Source organism: Rhodococcus sp. P14 (assembly GCF_000256505.1).
In the GTDB taxonomy this organism is placed as follows: Bacteria; Actinomycetota; Actinomycetes; order Mycobacteriales; family Mycobacteriaceae; genus Rhodococcus; species Rhodococcus ruber.
Genome location: NZ_AJFC01000361.1, coordinates 1 through 16,668, shown reverse-complemented (window position 1 = coordinate 16,668; position 16,668 = coordinate 1). Strand labels below are relative to the sequence as shown.

6 protein-coding genes are annotated in these 16,668 nt (G+C 73.1%); 2 read left to right on the top strand and 4 right to left on the bottom strand.

Annotated elements, in window-relative coordinates:
* Nucleotides 1–91 precede the first annotated feature (91 nt).
* Nucleotides 92–538: a PaaI family thioesterase gene (locus OEY_RS0125150; RefSeq protein WP_010596504.1), complete on the top strand. Its 447-nt coding sequence runs from the start codon at nt 92–94 to the stop codon at nt 536–538.
* A 37-nt stretch (nt 539–575) separates the two neighbouring features.
* Here the strand turns inward: OEY_RS0125150 and OEY_RS0125145 are convergent, their stop codons facing one another.
* The 3 genes from OEY_RS0125145 to soxR form a co-directional block, all read right to left on the bottom strand.
* Complete coding sequence (locus tag OEY_RS0125145) at nt 576–1,955, bottom strand: NAD(P)/FAD-dependent oxidoreductase (RefSeq protein WP_026138129.1); 1,380 nt, start codon at nt 1,953–1,955, stop codon at nt 576–578.
* A gap of 136 nt (nt 1,956–2,091) precedes the next feature.
* The gene (locus OEY_RS0125140) at nt 2,092–3,123 is read right to left on the bottom strand and encodes a tyrosine-type recombinase/integrase (RefSeq protein WP_010596502.1); all 1,032 of its coding nucleotides are present in this window, start codon (nt 3,121–3,123) and stop codon (nt 2,092–2,094) included.
* A 92-nt stretch (nt 3,124–3,215) separates the two neighbouring features.
* Complete coding sequence (soxR, locus tag OEY_RS0125135; protein WP_010596501.1) at nt 3,216–3,671, bottom strand: redox-sensitive transcriptional activator SoxR; 456 nt, start codon at nt 3,669–3,671, stop codon at nt 3,216–3,218.
* Between the two features lie 1,276 nt (nt 3,672–4,947).
* Between soxR and OEY_RS0125125 the strand changes: the two genes are divergently transcribed.
* Nucleotides 4,948–5,301 (top strand): VOC family protein, encoded by a 354-nt coding sequence (locus tag OEY_RS0125125; RefSeq protein WP_010596499.1) that lies wholly within the window; start codon nt 4,948–4,950, stop codon nt 5,299–5,301.
* 148 nt (nt 5,302–5,449) lie between these two features.
* Here the strand turns inward: OEY_RS0125125 and OEY_RS29130 are convergent, their stop codons facing one another.
* Nucleotides 5,450–16,507 (bottom strand): amino acid adenylation domain-containing protein, encoded by an 11,058-nt coding sequence (locus OEY_RS29130; protein ID WP_010596498.1) that lies wholly within the window; start codon nt 16,505–16,507, stop codon nt 5,450–5,452.
* Nucleotides 16,508–16,668: the final 161 nt, after the last annotated feature.

Sequence of the window (16,668 nt, the reverse complement as noted above, 5' to 3'; positions counted from 1 at the left end):
CCCCCCCGCGATGTCCTAGCATCCCTTCCAGACCCGGCGACCGGCGCCGGGCCCGCGCCAGGGAGCTGGCACGACCCGGACGGAGTGACACATGACCGATCTGCCCACCCAGGAACAACTCTCCGACCCCGCGGCCGTCACCGCCCAGCACAACGACGGCTTCGGGTCCGTCCTCGGCCTCGAGTTCACCGAACTGAGCCCCGACCGGGTCCGCGCCCACTGGACCGTCACCCCGAACCAGCACCAGCCGTTCGGCATCGTCCACGGCGGCGTCTACTGCGCCGTCGTCGAATCCGTCGCCAGCTTCGCCGGCAGCATCTGGCTCGGCGACCGCGGCAAGGTGGTCGGCGTCAACAACAACACCGACTTCATCCGCGCCACCCGCGACGGGGTGCTCACCGCCACCGCCACCCCCATCCAGCGCGGACGCAGCCAGCAGCTGTGGCAGGTCGCGATCACCGACGAGCAGCACCGCACCGTCGCCCACGGGCAGGTGCGCCTGGCCAACATCCTCGATCCCGACGCCCTGGGCAACTGACCGGCGCCGCGGGCCTCGAGCCCCCGGCGCCCGCCGCTCAGCCCGCGGCGCGTCGCCCGGCGCTGCCGCGCTCGGCCTCCTCGGTACGCCGCTGCAGCCGGTCGATCGCGTTGCGGGCAAACACCTGCTGCTCCGTCGAGGCCATCTCGTTGCGGCCCCGGGTCAGGAACGTCGTCGCCCACGACAGCAGGGTCGACAGCTTGCTCGAGAAGCCCACCAGGTACAGCAGGTGGATCCCCAGCCAGGCCACCCAGCCGACGAACCCGCTGATCTCGAGCTTGCCGACCTTCGCGACCGCGCTGAACCGGCTGATCGTGGCCATCGACCCCTTGTCGAAATACTTGAATGGCTTGCGTTCGGCCGGATCGTGACCGGACAGGCCCGCCACGATCTGCCGCGCCGCGTACTTGCCGCCCTGCATCGCCACCTGCGCCAGGCCCGGCAGCTTGTCCAACGACATCATGTCGCCGATGACGAACACATTCGGATGACCGGGCAGCGACAGGTCCGGATTCACCAGGACCCGGCCCGCCCGGTCGATCTCGGCGCCGGACTGCTCCGCGAGCCGGCGGCCCAGCGGACTCGCCGACACGCCCGCCGACCACACCTTGCACTGCGATTCGATCCGGCGCTCGGTGCCGTCCTTGTCCTTGACCGTCAGGCCCGTCGCATCCACGTCGGTGACCATCGCGTTGAGCTGGATCTCCACCCCCAGCTTCTCGAGGGTCTGGCGGGCCTTGGCGCTGAGCTTGCCCCCGTACACCGGCAACACGTCCGGTGCCCCGTCGAGCAGCACCACCCGGGCGGCCGCCGGATCGATGTTGCGGAACGCGCCCCGGAGCGTGTGATGGGACAACTCGGCGATCTGTCCCGCGAGTTCCACCCCGGTCGGTCCCGCCCCGACCACCACGAACGTCAGCAACCGGCGCTGCTCGGCCGGGTCCTCGGCCAGCTCCGCCTGCTCGAACGCCCCCAGGATCCGGCCCCGCAACTCGAGCGCGTCGTCGATCGTCTTCATGCCGGGCGCGAACTCGGCGAAGTGGTCGTTGCCGAAATACGACTGGCCCGCCCCGGCGGCCACGATCAGACTGTCGAACGGCGTGACCGTCTCCCGCTCGAGGAATCGGGACGTCACGGTCTGCCGCGTCAGATCGATCGACTCGACGTCGCCGAGCAGTACCTGGGCGTTCTTCTGCTTGCGCAGCACCAGCCGGGTCGGCGGCGCGATGTCACCCACCGACAGGATGCCCGTCGCCACCTGGTACAGCAGCGGCTGGAAGAGGTGATGGGTGGTCCGAGCGACGACGGTGACGTCCACGTCGGCACGTGCGAGGGCCTTGGTAGCGAACAGACCCCCGAATCCGGATCCGATCACCACCACATGATGACGACGTGGCTCAACCGACTGGATGCTCATTCCGTGCTCCTCGATGTCTCGGGTCGACCGGGCAATCGGTGGCGGAGGAGCAGCGGGGCTCCCGCGCCGCCCCCAGTCTGTCAGCTATACCCACTCGCCACAGGCTTACGCGTCCCGTGACCGCGCCGCCCCGACGTCACTCGCGCCGGTCCAGCAGCCCGTAGACCGGGTTGTGCCGGGCGGCGTGCCGGACCGCGTCGTCCGTCGCCGAGGTGTAGATCTGCACGGTCTGCAGTGACCGGTGGCCGAGCAACTGCTGCAGCTCCACCATCGTCGCCCCGCCGTCGGCCAGGCTGGTGGCGAAGGTGTGCCGCAGCGCGTGGGCGAGGGCGCCGCGCTTGCGCTCGCTCTCGATGCCCGCCATCCGGTACATCCGCCGCACCCGGTACTGCAGGGTGCCGCGCGTGATACGCCGGCCGTCGGCGCCGACGAACAGCGGATCGGCCGGGGGATAGCGCTCCCACACCGCGAGTGTCTCGTCGTCGCCGCGCCGGGGCCGATGCGTCGGCGGGAACCGGGTGTAGCGCTCCTCGAGATACGCCGAGACGATCGCGGTCCAGCTCTGCTCGAGCGGGATCTGCCGCTCCACGGTGCCCTTGCCCATCACTCGCAGCACGGGGGCACGGGTGCCGCCGAGCACGCTGCCGAGGTCGAGGCGGATCAGCTCCTCCGAACGGATACCGGTCAGCAGCAAGGTCGCGATCAGCGCCAGGTCGCGCTGCGGCCACTCCCGGCCCGAGGCGGCCGGGCGCTGCGCCTCGACGGTGAGGGTGTCCACGAGTTGCCCGATCGCCGTGGGCGTGAACGACTTCGGGGTGTGCTGGGGGCGCTTCGGCTGGGCGATCGACGCCATCGGGTTGCCCTCCGACACGCCTTCGGAGACCAGGAAGTTGCAGAAACTGTTCCACACCGACCAGGCCCGCCGCACCGACGCCGGCTGCCGCTCCCGCGCGAAGGCGGCGAACGCCGAACGCATCGCCCGGATCGTGATGTCCTGCACGCACAGCTCGTCCGGGGCGACCGAGAGGCGGACGGCGAGTTCCCCGCACACCGCCTGCAGATCCAGCCGGTACGCCTTGATCGTGTGCGCGGACCGCTTCGCCGTCTGCAGCGTCTCGAGGTACGCGGCCACCCAGTCCAGCAACCCCGGATCCACCCGGCCCGTCATGACCCTCCCCGCATCCCGGTCGTACACCTGTGCGATACCAGTGTGACATCCGGGGCCGACGGGAACGGTGCGACCCGGCGGGCGGCCACGGCCTACCGGTGTGACCCGGCCCCGCCCAGGCGCTGGGGTCCCGGGCCCCGGGCGCCCAGCACATCGCCGGGGTTGGCCAACGGGCACGACGCCAGGCTCAGGCAACCGCACCCGATGCACTCGGTGAAACTGTCCCGCAGGGCGGTGAGGGCCTCGATCCGCTCGGTGAGCCGGTCGTGCCACTGCCGCGACAACCGCGCCCAGTCCGCCGCGGTGGGCACCCGGCTGTCCGGCAGCGAATCGAGCGCCTCCCGGATCTCGTCGAGGGAGACCCCCACGCCCTGCGCGACCCGGATGAAGGCCAGGCGACGGAGCGTGTCGCGCCGGTAGGTGCGCCGGTTCCCCGAGGTGCGTCTGCTCTCGATCAGGCCGCGGGCCTCGTAGTAGTGCAGCGCGGACACCGCCACCCCCGACCGGGACGACAGCTCGCCCGGGGTCAACCACACGTTCGGCGGCATCGCCGTTCCTCCCGAATCCGGGGCCGGCCCCACGGACCTGCCGTTCGTCGAACCGACTGTACGACGAGGGGAGCGGGCCGGCGACGTCGCCGATCCACCCGTCGAGGGGGAGGTGGTGGTGGTGGTGGTGGTGTGCGACGGCCCCCGCCGGGACATCGCGGGCGGCGTGGGCGCGGCGGTCCGGGGGCCGGGGGCGGGGAACGAATCGGGGCGTGCTGAGGCCCGGCGTTGGAGGCGGCGTCGTGCCGGGAATGCGCGCATGCTCGCGCGCCGTGGGCGTGTGATGGATAACGGTGATTATCCATCAGTATTGTTATCAGCAATAGGTGAGTGGGTCCGCACGGGAGTGCTCGACGGGGAGAGGGCCTCGTCCGGCCCACGCAGGACGGCGCCGACGGGTCGCGCGGTGCCGACCGACACGCCGGACGACCGCCGGTGCGAAGCGGCGATCCGGTCGATCGACGAGACGACGCGGGCGACCGGCCGGACGCCGCGCCGCCGGCCGACGGTGCGGCGAGGCCGGACGCGTCCGCCGGGGGCACTCCGGTGCGCGCCCGGTTCGAGCACATCCACCGGTTCGAGCGCCTGCATCGGTTCGAGCACCCGGGGTCCACCTTCCCGCGGGGAGGCTTCCGGCACACTACTTGACATAATGTGCATTATCGGCAATTCGGGATGCGGTGTTGACCAGCCGTTTGTCCGCGCGCGGCCCGGTCGGGTGTCGAGGCTTCCGGCAACGCGTGTCCGCACTGCCGGCGCTCGGCTTCCGCAACCGCGGCGCTCGCCGCCCGGCGTTCCTGCCGGCGGTTCGCCACCGGACCGTGCGGCTGCGGGCACCCGACGGGACCGGACGCCGGCCGCCTTCCACGGATCTCCACGCGGCCTCGCTCGCGCTCCGGTACTACCCGCCTCGCCCCTCCACGGCCCGGCCCAGCCGGGACCTAATTCGTCACAGTGACGATTTTCGGATCGAGTCTCCGACCTCTCGTGCTCCAGCGCGCCGATGTTCGACCCGCGGTGGTGCGGTCACCCGTTCGCGACCGTTGGCGGCACGCTTCGGAATCGCCCGACCGGGTCGGCGTCGCGCGGGCCGGTCGACCGGGTCCGTAATGCGGGCTCTATCCTCTCCCCTCGCCCGGGTTTTCTCCCGGGCTTATTCGTCACAGTGACGTAAAGTGGTCGGGCATGTCGACCGGTGTTCGACGGGACGATCGACTCTCGATGTCACGGTGTCGATCACGTTAGGCTTTCGGGACATTCGCCGAAGGAGGCATCCGTGAGCAGCCATGAAGTGAAGATGATCGTGCTGTCGACCGACGATCTCGACGAGTCCATCAGGTTCTACAACGAGACCCTGGGCATGGCGTTGAAGTTCCGGGACGGCGCCCATTTCGCTGCCCTCGACGGGGGCGGGGTCACCCTCGCGCTCGCGACCGCAGTCGACCATCCGATCCACGGCCAGGTGGTCGTCGGCATCAAGACCGCCGACGTCGATGCCGCCGCGAAGGCCATCGAAGAAGCCGGCGGCGGCATCGTGCAGGGCCCGTACGACGACGCGCACGAGCGCCGCGCCGTGGTCTACGACAACAAGGGCAACGGGTTGGTCTTCTACAGCCCGCTGGGACGGTGATCGGGCGCCTCGGACGGTGAGCGGGCGCCGATCTCGGGGCACCGCCGCGACACGTCCGTCGATCGCCGGGGTCTCCCCTTCGCTGCGGGACCTCGCCTTGTCCGTGATCGTCCGCGGGGATACGGAAGATGCTGTCCGGACGGCGATTTCAGTTCCGTGGGCCCGCGCCAGTGACCGCCGGGTCCGCCAGTCGCGCCGACAGGACCTGCACGATCGCCTCGACCGCGTGCGGGGACACCATCTCGTGGTGATCGCAGTCGATCCGGTACTGGTGGATCTCCCCCGACACCACGTTGTGCCAGGCCGCGACCGCCGCGACCGGAGCGGCGGACCGGACGGCGGTGAAGAACAGCACGTCCCCGTCGAAGGTGGCGGGCGCGTGCCGGCGGGCGGCCCGCAACGCGGCGGCCGAGCCCCGGTGGATCCGCTCGAGGTGCGCGGCGGTCAGACCGGTGTCGCCGCCCAGCGCCGCATCGAGCAGCTCCGACGCCTGCTCGTAGGTCGGTTCCTGTTCGGCGTCGAACGGCACACCCAGATCGCGGAGCATGTCGCGGATCCCGACCGAGCCGGCGCCCCGGACGCTGAGGTGACTGTCGAGCAGGGCGAGGGTGTCCACCCGCTCCCCTCCCCGGCGCAGTTCCACGGCGACGGCGTGGGCGACGACGCCGCCGAGCGACCAGCCGAGCAGGTGATAGGGGCCGTGCGGCTGGATACGGCGGATCTCCTCGACGTACCGCCGGGCCAGCGCGGTGACCGACTCCGGGGCGGGACCACCACTGAGAGTGGGCAACTGGAGCCCGTAGACGGGGCGGTCGCCGCCGATGCGCTGGGCGAGCGGCGCGTAGGCCCACGACAACCCGGCGGCCGGGTGGACGCAGAACAGCGGTGCGCCGGTGCCGTCGCGCAGGGGGACGAGCACCTGCAGGGCCTCGTCGATGCCGGTGCGTTCCTGCGGGCCCCCGAGGTGGGCGGCGAGGCCGGCGGGGGTCGGATGCGTGAAGATCGAGTGCAGCGGGACGGGCCGCCCGAGGCGCTCACCGAGTGCCGGCAGCATCCGGGTGGCGAGCAGCGAGGTGCCGCCGAGGTCGAAGAAGTTGTCGTCGACCGAGACCCGGTCCAGGCCGAGATAGTCGACGAATACCCCCACCACGGTGTGTTCGAGTTCCGTGGCCGGGGCGCGGTAGGTGCCGCCGAGCGCGGCGAAGTCCGGCTCCGGGAGGGCCCGCCGGTCCAGTTTGCCGGCCGGCGTGAGCGGGATCCTGTCGAGCACGACCACGGCGGTCGGCACCATGTGGCCCGGAAGTTGTTGCGCCGCAAATGCTTTTATGTCGGCGGGATCGGGGGCGCTGCCGGGGGCCGGCAGGACGTACGAGGCGAGGACGGTCTCCCCGGACGGGGCGGTGCGGCCGACGGTGTGCGCGAACACCACGTCCCGGTGCCCGGTGAGCGCGGCGTCGATCTCGGCGAGTTCGATGCGGAACCCGCGGACCTTGACCTGGAAATCGGAGCGACCGACGTATTCGAGGCTGTGGTCCTTGGTCCAGCGCACCACGTCGCCGGTGCGGTACAGCCGCTCCCCCGGCGCCCCGAACGGGTCGGCGACGAACCGCGCGGCGGTCAGGTCGGGGCGGGCGTGGTAGCCCCGCGCGAGGCCCGGTCCCGCGACGTACAACTCACCGGCGACCCCGACGGGCACCGGTCGCAGCCGGGCGTCGAGGACGACGGCGTGGAAGGCGCGGGTGGGCCGGCCGATGGTGACGGGTTCCCCCGGCGCCAAAGGATCGCTGATGGAGGTCATGATGGTCGCCTCGGTGGGGCCGTAGGCGTCGACCAGGCGGCGGCCGGGGGCCCACCGGGCGACGAGTTCGGGAGGGCAGGCCTCACCGGCGACGAGGAGAACCCCCACGCTGTCGACGGTGTCCGGGTCGAGGGAGGCCAGCGCGGTCGGGGTGATGAACGCGTGCGTGACCTGTTCGGCGTGCAGGACCTCGGCGAGTTCGTCGCCGCCGTACACGGCCGGGGGCACGATCACGAGGGTGGCACCGGCCGAGAGGGCCATCATCTGTTCGAACACCGAGGCGTCGAAGCTCGGCGAGGCCAGGTGCGAGACGCGGCTGCCGGGCCGGACGTCGAGGTGCAGGTGTTCCTCGACGGCGAGGTCGGACAGGCCGCGGTGGGTGAGCACGACGCCCTTGGGGCGGCCGGTCGACCCGGAGGTGTAGATCAGGTAGGCGGGATGGTCGGGTTCGAGGGTCGCGGTGCGCTCGGCGTCGGTCGGGGGCTCGGGTGCGTACGGCGCGAGTTCGGCGACGGTGGTGGCGGAGTCCAGCGCGAACCACGGCACGGTGGCGGGCAGCCCGTCGCGATGGGCGGTGACGGTGAGGCCGAGGGCGGCACCGCTGTCGGTGAGCATGTACTCGATGCGTTCACGCGGGTAGCTCGGGTCGACGGGCACGAACGCGGCGCCGGTCTTGGTCACGGCCCACAGGGCGGTCACGGAGTCGAGGCTGCGGGGCAGACCGAGGGCGACGACCGTCTCGGGGCCGACACCGTAGTCGACGAGCATCCGGGCGAGGCGGCTCGAGTGGGCGTCGAGTTCGCGGTAGGTGGCGCGGCGGGGCCCGTCGACGACGGCGAGGGCGTCCGGGTCGACGGCGACGGCGTCGGCGAGGATCTGCGGCCACACCCGGGTGCCGAGGGTGTGCGGGCCGTGGGCGGGGACCAGGGCACGACGCTCCTCGTCGGTGACGAGGTCGATGTCGCCGACGGGGGTGTCGGGGGCGGCGGTGACGGCGTCGAGCAGGCGGACGAACCGGTCCGCGAAGGCGGTGACCGTGTCGGCGTCGAACAGGTCGGTGGCGTAGACGAGGGCGGCGTCGAAGCCGGCGGGGGCGCCGGTGTCGTCGTGGTTCTCGCCGAGGAGCAGTTCGAGGTCGAAGTTGGCGACCGTCGGGTCGAGCGGCACGCCACTGACGGTCAGGTGCGGCAGTTCGAGGCGGGGACGTGCGGTGTTCTGGAATTCGAGCGAGACCTGGAACAGCGGCGCGTGGGCCGTGGAACGGGCCGGGTCGACGGCTTCGACGACCTGTTCGAAGGGGACGTCGGCGTGGGCGAAGGCGTCGAGGTCGGTGGTGGTGACGGCGGTGAGCAGATCGGCGTAGGTGCGCTGTCCGGGAACGTGGGTGCGCAGCACCAGGGTGTTGACGAACATGCCGACCAGATCGTCGAGGGCACGATGCCCCCGGCCGGCGATGGGAGTGCCCACCGCGATGTCGTCGCTGCCCGACAACCGCGCCAGCAGCACCGCCAGCACCGCGTGCACGGCCATGAACACGGTCGTGCCGCGGGCGGCGGCGAGGCGGGTGAGGCGTTCGTGCAGGGCGGCGTCGATCGGGAAGCGGACGACGTCGCCGCGGAAGGACTGCTGTGCGGGCCGCGGCCGGTCGGTGGGCAGGGCGAGGACTTCGGGCAGGCCGGCCAGGGCGGTGCGCCAGTAGTCGAGCTGGGTGGCGGCGAGGGAGCCGGGGACGGCGGCGTCGCCGAGGCGGCCGACCTGCCAGAGGGTGTAGTCGGCGTACTGCACGTCCAGTGGCGCCCAGGCGGGGGCGTCGCCGCGGGTGCGTGAGCGGTAGGCGGTCATCAGGTCGCGGGCGAGGGGCCCGGTGGAGAAGCCGTCCCCGGCGATGTGGTGGACGACGAGGACGGCGAGGTGCTCGTCGCGGCCGAGCGCATACACCCGCGCCCGCAGCGGCACGTCGACGGTGACGTCGAATCCGGTGGCGGCGAACTCCGCGGCGGCGGCGAGGACGGTGTCCTCGGTGGCGGGCACGACGTCGACGGTGAGACCGACGTCGTCGGCGTCGAGGATCCGCTGCACGGGCCCGTCGGGGCCGGCCGGGTAGACGGTGCGCAGGCTCTCGTGCCGGGCCAGGACGTCGCGGACGGCGGTGTCGAGCGCGGCGACGGACAGATGACCGGTCAGCCGGATCGCGAGCGGAATGTTGTAGGCCGGGGAGCTGGTGTCGAACTGGTTGACGAACCACATCCGTTGCTGGGCCGGGGACAGGGGGATGCGGTCCGGGCGGGGGCGGCGGACCGGTCCGGCACCGGTGGCCGGTTCGGTGCCCGGGGTCGCGGCGAGCCGGGCCGCGAGGGCGCGGACGGTCGGGGCTTCGAACAGGGCCCGTACCCCGAGGTCGACGCCGAGGGCGGCGCCGAGACGCGACGCGGCGCGGGTTGCGACGAGGGAGTTGCCGCCGATGTCGAAGAAGTTGTCGGTCACCGAGACCCGGTCGAGGCCGAGGACGTCGGCGAACACCCCGGCGACGGCGGTTTCGAGTTCGTCGGCCGGTGGGATGTAGTCCCCGCTGCCGCCGGACAGGTCCGGTGCGGGCAGGGCGCGGCGGTCGAGTTTGCCGACCGGGGTGAGCGGGATCTCGTCGAGGACGACGACCGCGGCGGGCACCATGTGCGCGGGCAGCCGGTCGCCGACGTGCGCGCGCAGGATGTCGGTGCCGATTTCGTGGCCGGGGGTGGGCAGCACGTAGGCGACGAGCACCGTCTCCCCGGAGGGCGCGGTGTGGCCGAGGGTCGCGGCGAACGCGACGTCCGGGTGGCTGCACAACGCGGCGTCGATCTCGCCGAGTTCGATGCGGAACCCGCGGACCTTGACCTGGAAGTCGGTGCGGCCCACGTATTCCAGTTCGAGGGCGTCGGTCCAGCGCACCACGTCGCCGGTGCGGTACAGCCGCTCCCCCGGCGTCCCGAACGGGTCGGCGACGAACCGGGCGGCGGTCAGGTGGGGGCGGGCGTGGTAGCCGCGGGCCAGGCCGAGGCCGCCGAGGTACAGCTCGCCGGCGACGCCGGCGGGCACGGGGCGCAGGGCGGCGTCGAGGACGACGGCGCGGACACCGCGCAGCGGTCCCCCGAGGGTGATGGGGCCGGCGGCGGTCATCGGGGCGCTGATCGCGGCCATGATCGTGGTCTCGGTGGGGCCGTAGGCGTTGACCAGGCGCCGGCCGGGTGCCCAGGTGTCGCGTAGTTCGGCCGGCCAGGCCTCACCGCCGACGGCGAGGTCGGCGAAGGCGTCGAGGTCGGCGGCGGGCAGGGAGGCGAGGGCGGCGGGGGTGATGAAGCCGTGGGTGACGCCGTGCTCGCGCAGGACGCGGGCGAGTTCCTCACCGCCGTACACGGTGGGCGGTACGACCGCGAGGGCGGCGCCGGAACCGAACGCGAGCAGGTACTCGAAGATCGAGGCGTCGAAGCTCGGGGAGGAGAAGTGCATGACGGTGGCGTCGGGTCCGGCCCCGAACCGCTCCCGCTGGTCGAGGGCGAAGTTCTCGAGGCTGCGGTGGGTGGTCACCACACCCTTCGGGCGGCCGGTGGAACCGGAGGTGTAGATGAGGTAGGCGGGGTGGTCCAGCCGCAGGGGGCCGCGGCGGTCGGCGTCGCCGAGGGGCCCGGCGGGGGTGTCGGCGAGCCGGGCGGCGAAGTCGTCGGTGTCGACGGTGAGCCAGCGGACGGTGCCGGGCAGGGTGTCGTGGTGTGCGGCGGTGGTGAGCCCGAGGGCGGCGCCGCTGTCGGCGAGCATGAAGGCGATGCGGTCGGTGGGATAGTTCGGGTCGACGGGCACGAACGCGGCACCGGTCTTGGTGACGGCCCACATCGCGGCCACCGAATGCAGCGACCGCGAGATGCCCAGGGCCACGAAGGTTTCCGGGCCCACGCCGAGGTCGGTCAGGACGCGTGCGGCGCGGGTGGACCAGTCGTCGAGGCGGCGGTAGGTCCACCGGGTGGCGCCGTCGACGATCGCGACGGCGTCCGGGTGCGCGGCGGCGGTCGCGCCGAACAGCTCCGGCAGGGTGTGGGTGGTGCCGCCGACGGGACCACGGACCGGGGCCAGGGCGGCGCGTTCGTCGCCGACGAGCACGTCGACGGCCGCGGCCGGGGCGTGCAGATCGCCGGCGAGGGCGGTCAGGACCTTCTCGATGCGGTGGGCGACGGTCTCGACGGTCGCACGGTCGAAGACTTCGGGCAGGTACTTCAGCCGCAGGTGCAGGGTGGCGGTGTCCCCGCTGCCGGCCGGGTGGGCGACGATGCTCAGCGGGTAGTGCGTGGCGTCGTGGCCGCTGATCCCGGCCACCCGCATCCCGGCGATGTCGGTGTCCTCGGTCAGACCGGCCCGGTCCACCGGGTAGGACTCGAACACGGTGAGGGTGTCGAAGCCGGCGGCGGCGCCGACCCGGCGTTCGATGGTGCTCAGTCCGATGTGGTGGTGGTCGAGCAGGGCCGCCTGCTCGGCCTGTACCCGGTCGAGCAGGGCGCCGAGGGTCTCGGCGGGGCGCACGGTGACCCGGACCGGGACGGTGTTGATGAACAGCCCCACCATCGACTCGATTCCGGTGACCTGCGGGGGCCGGCCGGAGACGGTGGCGCCGAAGACGACGTCGTCGCGGCCGGTGAGCGCACCGAGCACGAGCGCCCACGCGGTCTGCACCACGGTGTTGACGGTCACGCCGCGGTCGGCGGCGACGGCGTCGAGGCGCGCGGCGAGCCCACCCGGAAGGTCCAGGTCGAGATCTTGCGAGACCGCGGCGGTGCGACCGGGCCGGTGGGTGGGGGCGAGCAGGGTGGGTTCGTCGAGGCCGGCGAGGGCGTGGGCCCAGGCGTCCGCGGCGACGTCGGTGTCCTGCCCGGCCAGCCACCGCAGGTAGTCGCCGTAGCTGCGCGGGCGGCCGAGGGCCGCGGTGTCGCCGTCGGTGGCGTAGAGCAGCAGCAGATCCTTGACCAGCAGCGGAGTGGACCAGCCGTCGAGCAGGATGTGGTGGTTGGTCAGGGCCAGTCGGTACCGGTCGGCGGCGACCCGCACGAGGGTGGCGCGCAGCAGCGGGGCGACGGCGGTGTCGAAACGGGTGCGGCGGTCCTCGTCGAGCAGGCGCGCCGCCTGGCGGTCCGGGTCGTCGAGGCCGGTCAGGTCGAGCACCGTCCAGGGCAGGTCGACGCGGGCGGGCACGACCTGCACGAAGCCGCCGGAGCCGTCGTCGGCGAACGCGGCCCGCAGGTTGGGGTGGCGGTCGAGCAGCAGTTGCGCGGCGCGGCGCAGCCGGTCCGGGTCCACGGTGCCCTGCAGGTCGAGGACGAGTTGGACGACGTAGGCGTCGGCGGACTGCTCGGCGAGCAGGGCGTGGAACAGCAACCCGGCCTGCAGCGGGGCGACGGGCCACACGGTGGCCAGGCCGCCGGCGTGCCCGGCCGCGCGGTAGTGGCGTTCGAGGCGGTCGAGGGCGGGCTGGTCGAGGGCGACGAGGGGCACGTCGGACGGGGTCAGGCCCCCGGCGTGCGGGCGGTGGACGTGTCGGGCGAGGGCGGCGGCGGCGGCCGCCCACCGCTCGGTGAGGGCGGCGACGTCGGCGTCGGTGAGCAGGTGCTGCGGGTAGGACCAGGTGGCGCGCAGCACGGGCCCGTCGGTGGTGGGCACGGTGACGGCGTTGATGTCGACGACCGCGGCGGCCGGCATATCCGGGCTCTGCGCGCCGCCCCGGTCGAAGGCGTCGACCGGGAGCCACGGGGTGTCCGCGTCGGTGACGCCCGGGGTGAGCCGACCCAGGTAGTTGAAGCTGATCTGCGGGGCGGGGCGGGTGCGCAACCGGGCGGCGGTGTCGGCGTTGAGGTAGCGCAGCAGGCCGAACCCGATGCCGTGGTCGGGGACGGCGGCGAGTTGTTCCTTGACAGCCTTGACGGCGGCGCCGGCAGCGTCGCCGCCGTCGAGCGCATCCGGCAGGTCGACATCGCTCAGGTCGAACCGGACCGGATGAATGGTGGTGAACCACCCGACGGTGTGGGAGAGGTCCGCGCCGGGGGCGACGGCGGTTTCGCGGCCGTGACCCTCGAGCGCGATCAGGACGTCGTCGGTGACGGTGCCGCGGTCGCGGCGCCAGGCGGTGACCGCCAGTGCCAGGGCGGTGAGCAGGCCGTCGTTGACGGTGCCGTGGAACGCGCCGGGCACCGTGGTCAGCAGCGCTGCGGTGACGTCGGCGGGCAGGTCGGTGGCCAGGGTGCGGACCGTGGCGTTGGTGTCGACGACCGGGTCGAGCGGACGGTCCCCGAGCAGCGGGTCGTCCCCGTCGAGGATCGCGGTCCAGCGGTCGAGTTCGGCGACACTGTCGGCGCGGTGCGCGGCGTCGACGAGGGCGTGCGCCCAGCGTCGCACGGAGGTGCCGGCGGGGGTGTCCTCGATCGCGGTGCCGTGACGGGCGGCGGCCCACGCGGTTGCGAGGTCGGGGACGAGGATGCGCCAGGACACCCCGTCGACGGCGAGGTGGTGCACGACCAGCAGCAGGCGCCCGGCGCCGGCGGCGGCGTCGAACCACACCGCCTGCAGCAGGATTCCGGCGGCGGTGTCGAGGCGGTCGGCGGCGGCGTCGAGTTCGGCGGCGGCGAGGGCGAAGAAGTCGTCGGTGTCGGCGGCGGTGGTGACGGGGACGCGGTGGATGAGCGGGTCGGCGGTGACCGCGCCGGGGCCGCGGACCTGCAGGCCGACGCCGGCGGGGTCGTCGACGTCGGGGACGAGGCGGGCGCGGAGGATGTCGTGCCGGTCCAGCACCGCCTGCAGCGTGGCCGTCAGGGTGGCACGGTCCAACCCGGCGGGCAGCCGCAACAGCGCGGCCTGCGAGTAGCGGTCGATGCTACCGCCGCGTTCGAGCATCCACCGCACGATCGGGGTCAGGGGGACGGCGCCGACGCCGCGGCCGGGCAGCTCCGCGAGGACGGCGGGGCCGTCGCCGAGGGTGGCGACGGCGGCGAGCGAGGCGGGGGTCTTGCGTTCGAACACGTCCCGGGGGCTCAGCTCGATGCCGTCGGCGCGGGCGCGTGAGACCAGCTGGATGGACATGATGCTGTCCCCGCCGAGCGCGAAGAACGAGTCGTCCACGCCGACCGTGTCGAGGCCGAGGACCTGCGCGAACAGCTCGACGAGCTGCCTTTCGAGGTGGCCGGCGGGGGCGCGGGTCGTGGTGGCCAGCGCGCCGAAGTCGGGGTCGGGCAGTGCCCTGCGGTCGAGTTTGCCGGTGGCCGTGACCGGCAGGGTGTCGAGGACGACGAGGGTGGCCGGGACCATGTAGGCGGCGAGACCGACGGCGACCTGCTCGAGTGTGGCGGCCACGTCGACGGTCGCGCCGGTCTCCGGAACCACGTATCCGACGAGGCGGTCGGCGGCCCGCTCGTCGCGGTGGAGCACGACGACGGCGCGGGCGACGCCCGGGCAGCGCAGCAACGCCGCCTCCACCTCCCCCAGCTCGATGCGGAAACCGTGCAGCTGCACCTGGAAGTCGCTGCGGCCGAGGTATTCGAGCCGGCCGTCGCGGCGGCGGCGGGCGAGGTCGCCGGTGCGGTACATGCGCGCGCCCGGGCCGGCGAACGGGTCGGCGACGAAGCGCGCGGCGGTCAGGTCGGGGCGGCCGAGGTAGCCGCGGGCGGCCTGGTCCCCGGAGACGTACATCTCGCCGATCACGCCCGTCGGCACCGGGTGCAGGCGCCGGTCGAGGACGTGCACCGTCAGGCCGGGGATGGCGTCGCCGATGACGCTGGCCGAGGCGGTCGCGGCGAACTGCCGGTCCAGCGGCTGCAGGGTCACGTGCACGGTGGTTTCGGTGATGCCGTACATGTTCACCAGCGCCGGGGCGGTGTCCGGGTGGCGGCGATACCAGCGTTCGAGCTGGGCGAGGTCGAGGGCCTCGCCGCCGAAGACGACGTAGCGCAGCGACAGGGTGTGGTCGCCGGCGGCGCGGTCGGCCTCGATCAGCTGGTAGAACGCGGTCGGTGTCTGGTTGAGCACGGTGACGTGCTCGCGGCGCAGCAGGTCGAGGAATGCCTCCGGGGAGCGGGCGGTGTGGTGGTCGACGACGACGAGGCGGCCACCGTAGGCGAGGGCGCCCCACAGTTCCCACACCGAGAAGTCGAAGGCGTAGGAGTGGAACATGGTCCACACGTCGTGCTCGTCGAACCCGAACCGGCCCTGGGTTTCGGCGAGGAGGGTGACGACGTTGCGGTGCGGGACGACGACGCCCTTGGGGCGGCCGGTCGAGCCGGAGGTGTAGATGACGTAGGCGGCGTGGTCGGGGTGCAGCGCTCCGAGCCGGTCGGCGTCGGTGAGCGGGCCGTCGGGTAGGTCGGCGAGCCGGGCGGCGGTGTCGGGGGTGTCGAGCAGCAGCACCGGGGTGTCCCCGGCGGGCAGGGCGGCGGTGTCGGCGGTGGTGCTGACGATGCACACCGGCCGGGCGTCGTCGAAGAGGAACGCGAGCCGCTCCGGCGGGTAGGACACGTCGACGGGCAGGTATCCGGCGCCGGTCTCGAGGACGGCGAGCAGGGTGACGATCAGGTCGGTGGAGCGGGGCACGGCGACGGCGACGAGCCGGTCGGGTCCGGCGCCGTGGGCGATCAGGTCCCGGGCCAGGCGGCGGGCCCGCGCGGCGAGTTCGCGGTAGGTCAGCGCCGGGGTGGCCGGGTCGGTGGGGGCGGTGATCGCGACCGTGTCGGGTCCGGCGGCGACGGACCGCGCGAAGACGGCGGTGAGGGTCTCGGCGTGCCGGACGGGGCGGGGCGCGGGCGCGGGTCGTTCGGCCGGGTCGAGCAGGTCGAGGTCGCCGACGGGCCGGGCGGGGTCGGTGGTGACGGCGGTGAGCAGCCGCACGAACCGCTCGGCGAAGGTGGTGACGGTGGCGGCGTCGAACAGGTCGGTGGCGAAGGTGAAGGCGCCGGTCATGCCGGCGGGGTCGGGACCGGCGGGCGGGTTCTCCCCCATCGTCAGCTGCAGGTCGAACTTGGCGACGGGGGCGTCGGCGTCGAGGGCGTCGACGGTCAGGTCCGGCAGCTGCAGGTGGGCGCGTTCGTTGTTCTGGAATTCGAGGACCACCTGGACGAGCGGGGCATGGTCGGTGGCGCGGGTGGGGGCGAGAGCGTCGACGAGCTTCTCGAAGGGCAGGTCTGCGTGGCCGAAGGCGGCGAGATCGACCTCGCGGGTGCGTTCGAGGTGGTCGGTGAACGGCAGGGCCGGGGTGACCGGGGTGCGCAGCACCAGGGTGTTGACGAACATGCCGACCAGATCGTCGAGGGCACGATGCCCCCGGCCGGCGATGGGAGTGCCCACCGCGATGTCGTCGCTGCCCGACAGTCGCGCCAGCAGCACCGCCAGGGCGGCGTGCACGGCCATGAACACGGTGGTGCCGTGGGCGGCGTCGGCGGTGCAGGTCGGGTTCGACGTCGAAGCGGACGGTGGCGCCGCGGAACGACTGGTGCGGGGGGCGGGGCCGGTCGGTGGGCAGCGGCAGGATCTCCGGCAGGTCGGCCAGGGCGGTGCGCCAGTAGTCGAGC